9 protein-coding genes and 1 pseudogene are annotated in these 15595 nt (G+C 57.1%); 5 read left to right on the forward strand and 5 right to left on the reverse strand.

What is annotated here, in order from left to right; all coding sequences use genetic code 11:
* The first annotated feature begins 459 nt into the window (after positions 1-459).
* Both IVB12_RS30985 and IVB12_RS30990 read left to right on the forward strand, forming a co-directional pair.
* The gene (locus IVB12_RS30985) at positions 460-825 is read left to right on the forward strand and encodes a multiubiquitin domain-containing protein (protein WP_247304941.1); all 366 of its coding nucleotides are present in this window, start codon (positions 460-462) and stop codon (positions 823-825) included.
* Positions 826-1427: 602 nt separating this feature from the next.
* Positions 1428-1742, forward strand: a complete 315-nt coding sequence (locus tag IVB12_RS30990) for a hypothetical protein (RefSeq protein WP_247304944.1) — start codon at positions 1428-1430, stop codon at positions 1740-1742.
* 1244 nt (positions 1743-2986) lie between these two features.
* Here IVB12_RS30990 and IVB12_RS30995 read toward each other — a convergent pair.
* The 4 genes from IVB12_RS30995 to IVB12_RS31010 all read right to left on the reverse strand — a co-directional run bounded on the left by IVB12_RS30995 (position 2987) and on the right by IVB12_RS31010 (position 12129).
* The gene (locus IVB12_RS30995; protein WP_247304946.1) at positions 2987-4417 is read right to left on the reverse strand and encodes an MATE family efflux transporter; all 1431 of its coding nucleotides are present in this window, start codon (positions 4415-4417) and stop codon (positions 2987-2989) included.
* A complete protein-coding gene (locus tag IVB12_RS31000; protein WP_247304951.1) occupies positions 4410-10091 on the reverse strand; it encodes a non-ribosomal peptide synthetase in 5682 nt (1893 codons plus the stop codon). Before IVB12_RS31000 ends, IVB12_RS30995 begins: the two co-directional genes overlap by 8 nt.
* A 686-nt stretch (positions 10092-10777) precedes the next feature.
* Entirely contained in the window at positions 10778-11878 is a 1101-nt protein-coding gene (locus tag IVB12_RS31005) for an IS4 family transposase (RefSeq protein WP_247304954.1), read from the reverse strand.
* 98 nt (positions 11879-11976) lie between these two features.
* A complete protein-coding gene (locus tag IVB12_RS31010) occupies positions 11977-12129 on the reverse strand; it encodes a hypothetical protein (protein WP_247304956.1) in 153 nt (50 codons plus the stop codon).
* A gap of 760 nt (positions 12130-12889) precedes the next feature.
* Between IVB12_RS31010 and IVB12_RS31015 the strand changes: the two genes are divergently transcribed.
* The 3 genes from IVB12_RS31015 to IVB12_RS31025 all read left to right on the forward strand — a co-directional run bounded on the left by IVB12_RS31015 (position 12890) and on the right by IVB12_RS31025 (position 14997).
* Positions 12890-13246 (forward strand): hypothetical protein, encoded by a 357-nt coding sequence (locus IVB12_RS31015; RefSeq protein ID WP_247304959.1) that lies wholly within the window; start codon positions 12890-12892, stop codon positions 13244-13246.
* Between the two features lie 34 nt (positions 13247-13280).
* Entirely contained in the window at positions 13281-13538 is a 258-nt protein-coding gene (locus IVB12_RS31020; RefSeq protein ID WP_247304961.1) for a hypothetical protein, read from the forward strand.
* A 946-nt stretch (positions 13539-14484) separates the two neighbouring features.
* Positions 14485-14997 carry a hypothetical protein gene (locus IVB12_RS31025; protein ID WP_247304963.1) on the forward strand — a complete coding sequence of 171 codons (513 nt, stop codon included), beginning with the start codon at positions 14485-14487 and terminating at the stop codon, positions 14995-14997.
* On the opposite strand, the pseudogene IVB12_RS31030 reads toward IVB12_RS31025, so the two are convergent.
* A pseudogene (locus IVB12_RS31030) lies at positions 14992-15510 on the reverse strand (ATP-binding protein); the annotation flags it as partial. The gene IVB12_RS31025 and the pseudogene IVB12_RS31030 sit on opposite strands and share 6 nt — an antisense overlap.
* Positions 15511-15595: the final 85 nt, after the last annotated feature.

Here is a 15595-nt window from a genome sequence, read left to right on the forward strand (position 1 = left end):
CGGCTGCCTACATCGCTGAAACACTCGAGGCGATCATCGACGGTCATCCCCATAGCAAGATCGATGATCTCATGCCGTGGCGATTCCGCAAAACGTCAACCCAGCCTCAATAGGGTCACGGCTAAGCGCTTACGAACAACAGGGCCGGCATGTTGTTGCCGGTCGCCCAATGGGACTGAAAGTCAGCCCTTAGCAGAATGAATTGATATTTATGTAGACCGCTGGCAAGCCACTGAAGCAGGCTCTCGGGTGCTAGGCATTCGCGCAACTCACATTGAAAGTATTGAGCACCGTCGCGTAGGGGCAACTTGAAACAGATTGATTACAAAACACGGTCCTGGATAACGCGTCCAATATTGTGCAGTTCTCTACAGGAGTGAGCCAGCGAGTCCCGGCTCAAACGCTAAAAACCGGCGCCTCCTCTGCTGTAGCCCACGGGATATGGAGTCTGATCAGCGCATGGGCTTTTCGACAGAGGACGCCTCCTTCACACTGTCGCGGATGTATTCTGCTACTGATTCCACCCAAGCGATAGTCTCCTGTTACCCGTTGATAAGAAAGCAATTTATGGCGGAGGATAAAAAGAGCAACGAGAAGCTCATCGTAAACCAGAAAGAACATGAGTGGCCGAAGCAGTTCATAGAAGGCGCGGAGTTCAAGTCGCTCGCTGGTTCACCGGAGGACTGCGCCGTGAACATTACCGTTCCCGGCGGGGAAGATCCCGAAATCGGCGATACGCAAGAAGTCGATCTTAGCGAGCATGCAGAGCCGAAAGGAATTAAACGGTTCACGACGCGCAAACCGACTACTTCGCCGCGCCAATGACATTTCTCCCCGAAGATGATGTGGAGTTTCTTCGGCGAAAGGCGATCGCATATGAATTGAAGAGCAAGACACCGCCGGACGGTACAGTTCGCAATGACATTATTTCCCCGGCTTTCAATTTGCCGGCAATCGTTTTACTCGCGAGGGCGACCGGCTTGTGAGCTGTAGGACGTGCGACCTTAAGATATTGATCCAGCCGCAGTACGCGACGACTAAGCTCGACAGCTTCTATACTCTTCCGTACCTGACAAGACAGGACGGCAGCGGCCCGCAGAACACGACTATCGATCAAGAGCTTTTGGTGCGAATTGGCAGTTGTGGTCGCGTCATCTAGCAAAGGACCAATGGCGGCCAGATATCGATGGCTTGGAAATCTACCTACAGCACGTTCGGGACGCCCTTAAGGTATGAGCCGCGTAACATTCACCATCCTTGAAGAGCAGGCCGCGGACGTTGCCAGCTGCTCGCACGCATCTCATTCGCCCCATCGCTCCCGCAGAGCAGGTCCGCCGAGTACTTCTGCGTCCGCTCGGTCTCAAAATCGTAATCGTCTTGCGGACTCTGTTAGCAGCGGGGGTTCGTGAGTTGGTCGCGATGACGCCATGCTGGAGGCGATTATGTATCAGCGGCGCAGCGACCCGGCTTGCTCGCTCTTGATGACCGATGCCAGGATCGGTCCGTCCTTGGGTGACTTCCGCTCCACCGTGGTCGAATCCTTGGTGATTCCTGCACTCCCAATCCGCGGGCGCCTACTGGTCTCCGATGAAGGCTTGGGCGGTGCCGTGCCACCGGCGAGGAAGCAGTGTGGGAAGGTCGCGCTGGGCAGAAAGATGGCTGTCGTGCTTCATCGAACGTGGGTCGCCATGCCATCCAAAAAGACGCTAGCCGAGGCGCGTGGGACCATCGAGTTCGCATGATCTGTCGTGGCTCCTCAAGGCCTCAAGGCGGCAGGCTACGCCGATGAGCTCGAATCGACCCTTCAACCGAATCCCATCATGTGCCGCTTTGCCGACCACGAACAGAAGTAAGATACCCGCGGCACGCGCGTTAAGGGATCAACAGAGGCAGACCGAATACAGAGCATGAGGTTGAAGAACGGCTGAGCTGGCTCGAAAGCATGGGATCTCCGAAGCGGCGATCTACAATTGGAAGGCCAGAGTTGCTGCTCAACGAGCGGAGACTACCATCATTCGCAGGTTGCCGGCCTACAGGCAGAGCGTTAGATCGCATGATCGTAAACAAGGCAGCACAGCTACCTTTTCGACAGCTAAACGGGATAGAAGCAAAAGTTGAGTCAGATCGGAGACGTGACATCATGAGCCAAATTAATAACGTTTGTAAGCCGCCAGATCGCATCTACGTCGGACGATCTAAGATAAATGGGTTCGGCTTGTTTTCGAGAAAAACCATAACGAGGGGAAATGTCATAGAAACACTCGAAGGCGAGGTCTATCCGAAGGCAACCAAGAGAACGATACAAATTGATCGCAGTAGACACCTTTGTAGTGAATACATAGACTTCATCAATCACTGTTGCCGCCCAAATGCCCGCCTTCAGGTGGAACGTGGTGGCATTGTCCTGATTGCAATCGAGGAGATTGGTTGCGATAGGGACGAAGTAACGATCGACTACAACTGCTCCGAATACTCTCTCGCTGAGAGCTTCTCGTGTCGATGCTGTGAGCCTCCCAGACTTATCGCTGGATACAGTTACTTGCTAGAAACGGGTCAAGGCGACTATCTAAGTCGAATAGAGCGATTCGTGCTGCCTCATCTATTGTCGACCTCCTCGGAATGTTTGTCTAACAAGTAGATTGTGAGCCGCCACGGGGTGCCAGAGGCTCCAAATCCTTAGCAGAGGGAGCGCCATGACGAACGAGGCGACAAGCCGGACCCGAGCGGTTCCTATGGTCTGGATCACGCCAGCGAACATCCTTTCGCGCAGGCGGCAGTGACGTCGATTGCGGCCAGATCGGCTGCACGCCGCAGAGGCTGCACGACTGGGCCAATAAGGCCGAGGTCGATAGCAGGCAGCCAGCGGCCGTCCCGACCGACATTCGTTCTGCCTACGAGGGCAACGACTTGGGAAGCAGCCTGGAATGGATGACGGCTGGCTGCTTCGCCCGCGAGGAATTTATCAATTGGTCGGGATGATGCCTGATCAACTCAAAGAGCCCTCTCGATTCCTGGCTGAATGTGCTGGTCCTCCTCGCCTGAGCTCAGCGAACTGGCGCAACATGACGTATAGCGCGATCATTCCAGCGCCGAGCTCAGCGATGGCTTGGCTGGCCAAAACCCCACTGAAGCCCGATATGACAGGGAATAGAAGTACCGCTGGTATGAAGAGATACCCCTGCCTTGCGAAAGATACGACAGCGCTGAGGCGTGCTCTTCCCACCGCCTGAAGCATTGTCGTTACAACTCTCTGAATACCGTAAAGTCCAAAAAACAGGTGAAAGACGATGCAGGTCGAAACTGCAATATCCGTGACCTTATCGTTATCGCTGAACAACCTGACCAAAGGCCGGGCAAAAACGATAACGGCTGCTGAATAAGCAACGGAAATCGCAACGGTGATAGAGACCATAAACTTCGCAACCTTCATTACACGGGCAAAGTCGCGCGCTCCCCAACCGAACCCCAGCACAGCTTGAGAGCCGATACAGAAACCGGTGATAGGCAGCGCCCCGATTGTCAAGATTCTTGCGGCTATTCCCACCGCCGCGATGAACTCGTCGCCGAACCGCGCAGCAGCTCCGTACAAGAACATACCGGCAAGAGCGGTTAAGATACTTGTCGTCGTCGCGGGCGCCCCAATGAGCGCGAGCTGCCTGATGCGATCTACTCGTAGCGAGATCTGGGATGTCCTGACAAGCACAGTGCCGAGCCGCTTAGCAAAATACGCAATGTAGAAGCTTATAGCCGCGAGCTCAGATAGCAGCGTTGCTAGGGCTGCGCCTCGCAGGCCCAGGCCTAGCAAGAATATAAAAATGGGATCGAGCACGGCGTTTAATATGAAAGCGCTCAGCGTGGTCCACATGCTGAATCGGGTGTTCCCTTCAGCTCTGGCGATGAAACCGCTGACGATGCTTAGGAGCATCATAACAGCGCCCGGCAAGAGGATCGTGGCGTAGTCGACCGCCATGGGCAGGATGGATGGAGTCGCCCCGAGTACGACGAAGATGCTTCGGAGGTTTATAAGCAGAGCGATCGTGATGGTGATCCCAATCGGAGCGGCGAGCGTGAGCGCCGTACTCGCACCCCGGCCCGCCTCCAACGCATTACCAGCACCAAGATGACGAGATATGAAGGAGGCAGTGCCCACACCGATGCCCTCTCCCACGGCCGCGACCAGGACAATGAGCGGCATCGTCAGGCTGACAGCTGCGATCGCCCGCGCGCCAAGTGATGCAAGAAAGATTGCGTTGAGGAGCTGCTGTAACGCATTGATCGATAAGGCGATAACAGATGGAATGGCGAGCCGCAGGAGAAGGCTCAGGAGATTTTGGTCCGATAGATCGATGTCCCGATTCTTCTTCGGGATTGCATCGCGATCGCTTTTGACGACGAGCTCCGCATTGCGCTCATCCATGATTCACACTCCTCAGCACTGCTAATTCATCGATCGTGTGCGAAAGCTCCTGTTGCAAGAGTCGCCTGATTGATATCCGATTCGAAAAGGAGAGGTAGATCGCCGCCGCTTGATGCATGTATTCGCCGATCCAAAGTGGATAAGGTTCTGTGTCTAGAAACCGGCATGCGAAATGGCGCTGCAAACTGGCGCGATAATTCACCCCAATTCTGGGCAGTGGCAGGCGATCGAGCCGACATCGCACGGCTGGATCTCGGTTTAGGAATTTCAGCGCCCGAAAGCCTATTCCCCCACGAGGCAGCGCATTGCGCTGCCGGTATATTGAGCGAGCACGGTCCGAACGCGCCTCCCTTCCGGTGACATGCAATGGAAGCGGAACGAGCTCGCTAATAAGCCCGATGATCTGAGATGAATCGAAATCGTCAAACAGCCGACCTCGTGTCGAGGTCAGGCTATCAATCAAGAGCGAATAGTTGCCGAACAGGGCTCCACACGCACCCGACAGGGCAGCAAGAAACACATCAAAGTCCTGACAATGCGCTGATTTGGCGCCAATCCTGAGGAGACTCGCTGTCGCTTCCCCGTCGACCTCAAGATGGTACTTCGCCTGATCTACCCGAATCGAACGGCCGTTCGCATCCTCCCGACGACCTTTAAGACTTGCATCGTGAAGCTCTCTCGCGCTTTCTTTGGCAACGCTCGTGCCGCCCGATGACGCGTCGCTGACACGCAAGTTGAACTGATCGTAGTCAATGCCCTCCCAGTGCTTGAGTTCGTCTGGTGCTTCGCTGTTCGCGTAGTGCTCGAGGCGCTTCAACCAGGGAGAGAGCCTTTGTACGGTCTCGGGGCCATTCACGTCATGGCCTGCAGCAAGAGCGTTGTATGCGCCTTCCAATGCTTCCAGAAATAGCCGATAGCCCATCCCATCCGCTACGAAATGATGCATCAGCACCAGCAGATAGTAATCGCCGCTTTCCGAAGTACGGAAGGCCGCGACGTGAACAAGAGGCGTGTGGCCATCAAACCGAAACATGTGCTGACGTCTTGCCCAGACGCTCTCGATTGTCCTGCGCTGGTCTGCGCCGGTCATCCGAACGAGATCGATCTCCTCCACGATGCGCTCGGCCGAACAAGGCCCAATCCCCAGCCGTAGTCCATCTTGGGTTCGGGCAACGCGGAGCCGGAGGCCTTCGTGCCTCTCGATGACATGGACAAGTGCGCGGTCCAGGATCTTGATGTTCAGGATGCCGCCACGCAAGAAGAACAGATCACCCATGTTAAAACGCTCGTCAAAGCCGAGAAGAGAATTCCAAAACGATATTACGGGAAGCACAGGCAGTAAGCCGTCCGCGGAAGCGACGTTGTGGGGTGCCGCCTCCGCTTCCTCGGCCGCCAATTCCCTGATGGTCGGTGTTCGATAAAGTTGGTTGACGGTGAGATTCAGCCCGGCTTTTCGCGCCAGCGTGACGCAACGCACGCTCAGAAGAGTGTCGCCCCCGATATCAAAGAAACTGCTGTCGATTCCGACCCCCTTGGCGTCTAATAGATCCTCCCAGATCCGAGCAAGAACTCGCTCGTTCCTGGTGCGGGGCTCAGCAGATGGACTAGCTTCTATCTCGCGGTAAGGAACGGAGGATAGCCGAGCACGGTCTATCTTTCCGCTTGTCGTCAGGGGAACACTGTCAACCAACCTGAAGGCTGTGCTGCTTGTGACCAACCTCAAGGCGGTCCTTTGCGGTTGCCGTTCCTGGGACCCGATGAGACCGGACAGGAGTGGTAGAGAGGCAAAAAAGCGTGTCACGCGATGTTTTGCCAAACTGCACAACAACAGATCCGGATCTAGCACCTGCTCTTGGGTGAGGATCAGCGTGGGCACACCTCTCAGAAGTCCACCAAAATACTCCCAAGCGGAGGCAACAAGGCAGGCGGACTTCTGGACAATCATGATGTCGGTGGCATCGAAGGGAAAGCGCCGCCACATCCAGTTCAGCCGGTTGAGAATGGCCGCTTCCGGTATAAGAACCCCCTTCGCCCGGCCTGTGGAGGAGGACGTATATATGAGGTTCGCAATTCGGCGATCTACCAGTCTCTCGCTAGGTGCGAAATTGTTCGCGGTCCTGCTGCACCTTTCTAAGGTGGATAGACAAATTGAAGGTAGGTCAAACTCCGGCTCCGTAGCAATCACGTGAACCAAGAGCTTTGCTTCACTATCCCCCAGGATATGTTGGATCCGATCACGCGGATAATCCGGAGCTATCGGCACAACAACAGCATCCAAGCCTCGCGCCGCAAGCATGACAGCGACAACGTCCGGCGACCGGTCAATAAGCATGGCGACCAGATCGCCGGCCCCCACTTTCATCTCCCGCAGTAGCGAGCGGATAGCTGCCACGCGCGCACGCAGCTGGTCAAACGTGACCTCCCCGAACTCGCCAAAATATGCTACTTTGCCGTGGTTAGAGACGCTGATCTGCTCGGAGGCTTCGGCAAGCGGACATTCGGATTCATATTGCTGGATCGACCCATCCAGCGAATCCAGTATAGTGAGGTCTGAGGCGCTCAGGCAGCTTAGTTCCTCAATGGGCGCAAGCGCTTTATCAACGCAGGCGGCAATCAGACACCGCAAATTGTTAGCCATGCGGACAGCCAGATCACTCGAGATGATGTCTTCCGCATACGCCAGCTGGAGCGCAATTTCATCGCCGCGGAATGTTAGAGCCAACTCGTCCCGACCAAGTGGCTCGGCTGCTTCGGAGTACATGTTGAACATGACCTGGAAGATCGGTGATCGACCCGGTTCGCGACATAACCTGGTGTCCCTGACCATCCATCCGAATGGATAGGCCGAATTTGCGATGGCATCGCTGACCAGGCTCTGGATGCGCCTGGCATGCGCAGCAAAGGACTGACCGGCATCAATCGCGGCTCGGATCGGCAGCATATTCAGAAAAAAGCCAATGATGTCGGCGCTGCCAGGTTGATCCCGTACAGCGTGTGGCATGCCGACGACAATATCGTCCTGACCGCTATACATTCGTAGCAGCAGCTGGAAGCACGCAAGCAGTGTTGTCGAGGTGGTGCAGCTCTTTTGCCGCGCGAATTCTCTTACCCGGCCGGATAGATCGCCGCCAAGCAACACTGGATGCGAGCCGCCGCGGTATGAGTTTGTTTGCGGGCGCGCTCTTCCAAGCGAAAGCACCGGCGGATCATCACCAATCTGACGACGCCAATAGTGACGTTGGTTCTCCAGCGCCTCTGGAGAAACGTGTTGTTTTTCCCACGCCGCGTAGCCCGAGAGTGACGCACGGTTCTCTGGCCGAGGCGCCGCGGCATCTAAATATCTCTGCTGAAGATCTCTGAGCAGAACAGAAATTGACCAGGCATCGAGGATGATTTCGTGAGCGGTGATCAATATGAGATGATTGTCAGGACCAAACCGGACCATGCGCGCGCGAAACAAGCGGCCCTGTCCCAGATCGAAATTGTCTTTCAGTTCCGTTCGCCGAAACTGTGCGATGAGCTCCTCATCTTCGGAGGAGGTGAGATGAGATGCATCGATCGATTCAAGATTGGTGCATGGAGGAGCATCAAAGCACTGAACAGGACCGTCTTCGTCGATAAAACGCGCCGAAAGTGCCTGGTGGGAATGAATGACCTCGGTCCAGGCGCGATTGAACCGAGCCAAATCGATGTTGCCCTTAATCCGCAGCCCGCCCTGAATGATGTAGTTCCGCGCAGATGGATCGAGCTGTGCCAGAAACCAAAGGTGCTCCTGGAGACGCGTCAGAGGTGATCGGTTTAGCTTTCGGCATGTCAAAGCCGTGCATGGATTGCGCTCAGTCCGAGCCTCGATCGAAGCGGCAAGAGATCGAATTGTGCCATTCAGGACCAGTCTGAAATCCGCTTTCACTCCCAGCAAGGTCTGCAACTGCCCCAATATAAGCATTGCGCGGAGGGAGTCTCCGCCGAGGCTTATGAATTGGTCATTCACACCTATGTTCTCGATACGCAAAATGCCAGACCAGATTTGACGTAGCCGGACTTCGAGGTCTGATTGCGGCTCCTCGAAGGGCGTTGACAATAAGGGCCGAACACTCCCCGGGTCAGGCAATGCTGCAAAGTCGACCTTTCCGTTCCTGGTCAGTGGAATACTGCTGACACGGATGATTCTTTCCGGAAGCATGTAGCTGGGGAGTGCCTCAGCAAGAAACTTCTGAAGGTCGCTTTCCGCCAGTTCAGCTGGAGCCGTCACATACGCAAAAAGCCGCCGCGATTCGGCTTGCGCCTCCGCCCGAGCGATATCTCGCGCCGTAAGCTTTACACCTGTGCAGACAGAGGCGACTGCGACTGCTCCATGCACCAATGGATGAGCGGACAAACGAGCTTCGATTTCTCCCAACTCGATTCTGTGCCCGCGAATTTTGACCTGACGATCCCGTCGGCCGAGACATTCCAAAAGGCCGTCGGAACGGATGCGCCCCAGATCACCTGTCCGATATAGGCGCCGGAAGGCCAGGTCGCTTGAGAACGGGTTTGGCCCAAACGCATCCTTGGTGCGGACATGATCATTGACGTAACCGGCAGCGACACCGACGCCGCTAACACAGATTTCGCCGACTTCTCCTACATTGCAGAGCCGTGGTCCGTCCGCGACATAAACCTCAACGTTTTGAATTGGCCTGCCGATCGGCACATAGGGCTCAGCCAGCGCAGGCGGGACGGCAACCAGATGATGCGTCACGCCGTCGGCGCACTCGGTCGGCCCGTAATGATTGAGAATGGAAACGCGGGGATACAAGGCAAGCCACGCACGCGCCAATCCGGGCGTTAGAGGTTCTCCGACCGTAGAAATAATCCGCAAGCCATCCATGGCTCGCTCTGCCGCGGCAAGCGATTGCAGATATTCAACAAACACTGCCAGCATCGAAGGAACGAATTGGACGACCGTAGCGCCGCATCGTTGAATTGCTTGAAGAAGCGATGACGGCGATCTCAGGGTCGCATCATCGATGATTGATGTAGAGGCTCCGACGCAATTCCCTGAAAGAAGCTGCCAAAGCGAGATGTCAAAGCAGTGCGATGCCGTTTGCGCGACGCAATCCGTCCGAGTGAGACTTAAAGCATCGATCTTTGCCGCCAAATGATTGTTTAGGCCAGCGCGCTCGATCATTGCGCCCTTAGGCTGGCCCGTCGAACCAGACGTAAACAGAATATAGGCAAGTCCATCCACGTTCGGCGATGGCACAACAGACGAGGTCTGCCCCCGGCGCAGGGCCGCCTCTATAGCTACGAATTGAGGAGCTGCTTTGCTGCTCTCCTGGAATAGGCTGAGCAATGCCGGTCGGTCTCGGCCCATCAACAAAGCGCAGCGGCTCTGCTCGATCATTAATGATGTACGGGAAGCCGGCAGCCAAGGATCGAGCGGTAGGTACGTTGATCCAGCTTTCAAAATTGCGATGACCGCCGTCGCCCAGTCGAGGTCCCGCCCTAGCCAATAGCCGACAACCCCGCCGCGAGCACCCTGCTCTCGCAAGGTCTTTGCAAGGGCATCCGATCTTGATCGTAGGGCCTCATATGTGAGTTCGTCTGCGCCGTGCCTCAGCGCAACTCTCTTCGGATCCGAACCGGCAAACCGATTAATCGCCGTGATCGCGTCAACCGGTTGACGCTCCATGGACTGCTCCTTGGCTGATTGATTTTGCGTAGTCGCGCGCCCCGCCATTCGTCGCCTTCATCGGCGCCAAAATCGGAGCGCCGGAGCTCGTCAACGAGGTGTGCATGCGCAGCCACCCTGATTCCGCACGTCGTAAGGTTTTGTCCGTATGAGCTTCTCGGTGTTCGCTTCTGGCTCGGTGATCGGCAGAGGAACAGGAGGACGCTAGGACGGCGCGTCCACTTTGGCACCTACCTGCTCTTGTAGAGGACCCGCCAACGTCTGCATGGCACCCGCAATCAACGCGCCCACAGGCTGGTCATGGCTTGTGATTATCGTAATTGTCCGCTTTCCCGGCCCTCGAGCCGCCACCACCAACCGATCGAGGGCGGGCTGCCCCCCGCGACACGGCTTGTATGACGAAAGACTTTTTACCGTAACCACCGCCAGACCAGCTACGCGGCCAAGGCCGGTCGGGTGTTCGCAGGCGGCGAACTCTATCTTAACGGCTCGTTTTGGCGCGTTGCAGACTGGCGTCATTGGCATCGATGGCGGAGCGGAAGCGATCTTGCCGATCGGCGATACCTTGACGACCGCCAACATCATGCGGACATGGCAAGCGTTGTCGCCGAATTATGCTTCTGTCACCGACGGATGTAGCAAGGATGCAACGAGTTGTTGCAGAACGCGCCAAGCGCCAGGTGTTGTCAGGCGGCCTGCATCCAGCGGGGAGAGTCCTCGAAGTCGCGGGCAAGCGGCTCGAGCAGCAGGATGATCAAGAGGTGGGCCAGCAGGTAGGGCTTGGCGGAGCGCGGATCGGTTCCAGGTGGCGTCTTGAGACCAATCAGACTCTTCAGTCGCTTGAAGCCAAGTTCGATGCGCCATCGCAGTCGATAGAGCGCGAGTACATCCTTGGTGGAGAACTCGTCCCGTGCGAGCGACGTGACCAGAATGACCCAATCCGCGGCTTCCAGAGTTTCTTTGGAGATGACGCGGTTTTCGTCTTGTGCGTCTCGCCGGGCTTTACGACGCGAAGCCGCGACTGCACCGGCGGGCTTCTTGACTGCGACCAGACGCATAGCCAGAGGCGAACCGTCCTTGCGTTTGATCCAAATCCTCCGATCGATCAGTCCGTGCGCCTTCGCCGCACGCAATTGGGCCATCAGATCGAACGGAAGGCCTTTGGCATCAAGCCAACGTGCGTTCTTCCAGCCCGCTCGGATCAAAACGTCTGCCCCGGCGTCGCGGACAGCGGCGATGCGGTCGGGTTGCAGATAAGCGCGGTCAGCAATGCGGATCTCGTTCTTGACCACCGGTATCCGGTCAAACGTTTCGCCCTCTTGCTGATCTGTCAGCTCGAAGTGACCAAAGCGCTCATATGGCAGATCGAATGCACTATGAACGCGCCAAAGCTCACTGTTCCTGCGCGCAGCCGGTCCTGCCTGAGGCACTGTCGTCGCATCGATAATGCGGATCAGGCGGCCTCGGCTCGCCTTCGGGGCTGCCGCAGCGAGCAAGCCCTCCACCAGCACTGCAAACCAATCGCCACATTGACGCAGGCGATAGAACAACGCCACGCTACTGAGGTCGGCAAGGCCAACAGAAGCGGCCCACGCGGCTGTCGATCTCAACCCTCTTTCACCCAGACAATAGGCCAGCATCAGCCGAAGTAACGACACCGCATCTGGAATTTGGCGCCGCCGCACGAAAGCCTTCGTCTGGCGCGCACTTATCTCAAGCTGCGCAGCCCCGCCGAGTTGCGTAAGCACTCTCGTCCAGTCCTCGTTCAGAAGCGATTCGTCTGCCATCCCGGCTAGGAATCACGTGTGATTCCAACACTCAAGAATAAACTTAACGCCTATGCGGTGCGCCGGGAGCACTCAGCGCGGCCTGAGCTCTGGCCGCGCTAGGGCGAGCCGGATATTGTGCAGATTGTAATGATCCTCAGTTCGTGCGAGCCTTCCGGCAAGGCCGGCAGGCTCGCCGTGATTTCGCGCAGCAGCACCTGCAGCTCGAATTTCGTGGCGCGCAGCAATTCGCTTTGTGAAATAACTCTCATGATTTCCTCCTTCGTTTCCGGCCACGGACATCGCGGCCTTCTTGCGACGGGAGGAGCGCCGCAGGAGGCTGGCTGCATCGCCTGCGACCGCAACGTGAGAGAAGGAGCGCCATGAAGCCGCCGAGGCGCTTAAGTCCGCAAGATCAGAGGACGGCGATGACTCCGTGGACGGAGGAGGAAAGCGTGAGGGTTAGTTTCACGGCGAATTGCTTCGTCCGCGCCACGCGCTGCAGGAAGCTGATGCCGAAATGGCGATAAAAGATTTAACGAGGATTTCTCATGCAATCTGCGCGTCCGGCTTCGCCGGAGCGGGCCATACTCGCGCCGCGCAACAGCGCTCCCCGAACCCCGTGCCGGGTTTCGACCCGAGGTGACTGTCCCTCGCGCAAGGACTATGCGCGCTCGCTTACGTCATTCCTGACTTTGCTTCTTGATTCAAGGCGTTGCCCGGTTTTTCAATCGTGCCCGTGCGCAATGCCCCATGGGTTAGTGACCGCTTTTGATCGGTCGATTTCGCAGAAATACAGGTTGCGGGACCTTAGGCCGCTCTTGTAGATTGTACGGCGTTCTGCTCATCCATAGGCGCAGAAATATTCGCTGGCGAATTACGGCGAGCTTACGATGGCCACGACGGCCGTACAGCGAGAGAAATTCGCCTTCGCACTGACCGTGCAGGACGCCCAGCCGCCGGGGGGCACGTCTTTCATGGACGCCAAAGCTTTCCTATCTCGCCTGAAGACCGAGTTGGAAGAATCCGCGTGTGGACGGTCTGAACGAGATTCTTGCGCAATTAGACGACGCCGCATTGCTTCCCGAGCTTTTAGACTATGTCACGCACCAAAATGATCGAGCAGAGGTCAAAAACAGTGTGACGGCTCTAAAACGACTGGCGGAGGATCGCACCGCAAACAAAAACACGAAGAAGCTCGTGTGCATGTCGTTCACTGGCACGGGAATTGCGACCATGGTCGGAAGTTTTGCCGTCGTGGCAAGCTTAGCTACAGGATTTTTTGTCGTTCCCTTGCTGGTGGGCGGAATCGTAGCAACTCATGCGGCCTTGCGGCGTTTAGAGCCACGGAAGAGGAAAAGAAGTATCAGCAAATCGTGGATCGGGTAAAAGAGATCGAGGCGGCGATAGCGGAAAAGTTCAAATGACCGAGCAATTGCACACGTTGACTGCGATAGACCAGATTGTCCGCGACAGCTTCCTGGCGCAGCCTCTGCTCTCGATTGTTGCATTGATTATCACCGCTTTCCTGTTGGTCCTCGAATACTACCTTGTGACCACGGATAAGCCCGGGCGTGTCGATAAGCATTTCTTAGTCGAAAACGAGAACTGGCTTAAGGAAATGCGCTCGAAGCATCTCGGCTCGACCTTCAAGCCTTCCTCTAAAGAGGGTGTTGTTTGATCCCGCCCGGGTACAGAGCAACTTACCTGAACTCAGTTTGACGGCTTCAGGGTCCCAAGAAAGCGAATGGATTCCACGCGTTGCTGATCGAAGGGGCCGCGCTTAATTAGAGGATCCAAATTAAACCAGCCCACGAATTGTCGGCAATTTTTGCAATCTAACGTAGAGTTATGGTGAAGGATACAAGGTGTGCGCGGACCGCCGCGCACACCTTGAGGGGGCTAGGAACGCCGCCCCCGTTGCACCCCCGCTCAAGTCGTCCGTTCAGAACCGCCAGCCTGTAGCTGACGGCTCTGAACGGACGACGCGGACTTTCGATCCCGCACCCTGCGACCAAGGCGATGGCGGCCTTGGATCCGCCCCGGATGATCTGCGAGCCGTGAACCCAACCCGCCTTCACGGACATCCGGCAAAGGGCTCTCGCGCCCCTTGCACCCACGACCAGGGCTCACGGCCGCCCTGGGACCGCCTGCGGCGGGCGATGCCTGTGTGCACGCCCGCCGACGAGGGGCTTTCGCGCCCCTCGCGACCACGACCGGGGCCCGGCCCCGGGAGACGCCACAACGCGGGAGGTGCGATGGCGCAAAGCGGCAGTGAGACGAGGCAGCGATCGGAGCGGTACACAGTCCGCTTCACGCCACTTGAGGGCGCCCTAATATGCGCAAGAGCTAAAGCGGCGGGCGTCCCGATCGCCACCTACTCCGGAGCACGGCCCTTTCTTTCCCCATCCCGCGCGCAGCGAGACGCCGAGGAGACGGGTGAGTCGCATGGTGCAATTCAGAGTGTCGCCGAGGCAATCCTTCGGTTGGGCCGACTGATGAATCCGCTCGATGCCCCGAGCAATCGCCGGCGGTGTCATCTGCAGCTATTGGAGTAGCTCGCTGAAAATGAGGAGGCGAAATCCCTTTACCTGGAGTTCCAAAGCAGGGTTGGATTCAATAATGCAATGCCTGAAAGCGAAGAGTGGAGCTCAGTTTGGGTTCCGGCGTTACATGCAATCGGAATGGCTATCTCTAAATCAACTGGGTCAGCTGCGGCCCTCGAATTTCTTGACTACCCGCTGGTTGCAGCTACAGCAGGCACCTTCAGCACTCGTGATAATATTTTTCGTCATCCCGCAGCAGGTCCTGCAGTGAAAATCCGTGTCGGCTCCACTCACTCCGTGAAAGGTGAAACGCATACGGCAACGCTCGTACTCGATACCTTTTATTCCAAGCATAGTTTGGTTGCTCTTAAGCCCTGGCTACTAGGTCAGAAGAGCGGTGGTGCGGGACCTGGGGTACGAGACCTGACGCGGCTCAAGCAGCACTATGTGGCGATGACTCGACCAACTCATTTGCTTTGCCTGGCGATAAGTGGAAGCGCCTTTTCCGCCGCAGAGTTGGGTATCCTTGTCAAACGCCATCCGGAACTGCCCCCTTTGCGTCATGAAGAACTGCCCCCACCATCGCGATTATGATCTCGGTTGAAGGTTGTTTCCGCCGGTGGCGGGCCGGAGGGAGGCGGAGCCGACCGGAGGGCCGTCACCGGCGGTGGGCGTCTTGATGAGGCCGCTCTTGCGCTTGGCGCGGAGCCGATAGCTGTCGCCTCGGATCGTCAGCACGTGGCTGTGGTGCAGGAGCCGGTCGAGGATCGCGGTGGCGACCACGGGATCGGCGAACACTGTGCCCCATTCGGCAACGCTGCGGTTCGACGTGATCAGCATGGCGCCGGTTTCGTAGCGCCGGCTGATCAGTTGGAAGAACAGATGCGCCGCGTCAGGTTCAAGCGGCAAGTAGCCGAGTTCGTCGACGATGAGCAGCTTTGGCTTCGACAGCGCGAGCAGTTTCTCGTCCAGGCCTCGCTCGCCGTGCGCCTTGGCAAGGCCTGCGACCAGCGTCGTCGCAGTGGTGAACTGCACCGTGTATCCGGCCAGGATCGCCTCTCGCCCGAGAGCGATCGACAAGTGCGTCTTACCTACGCCTGGCGGACCAGCGTCATAATGCCGGGTGTCTGGGATCAGAGGTTGAGATCCTCTACCCATTTCATCCGCGATGCGGAGCGTTAGTCGTCGTTGT

The organism is Bradyrhizobium sp. 179 (genome assembly GCF_023073535.1).
Classification (GTDB): Bacteria; Pseudomonadota; Alphaproteobacteria; order Rhizobiales; family Xanthobacteraceae; genus Bradyrhizobium.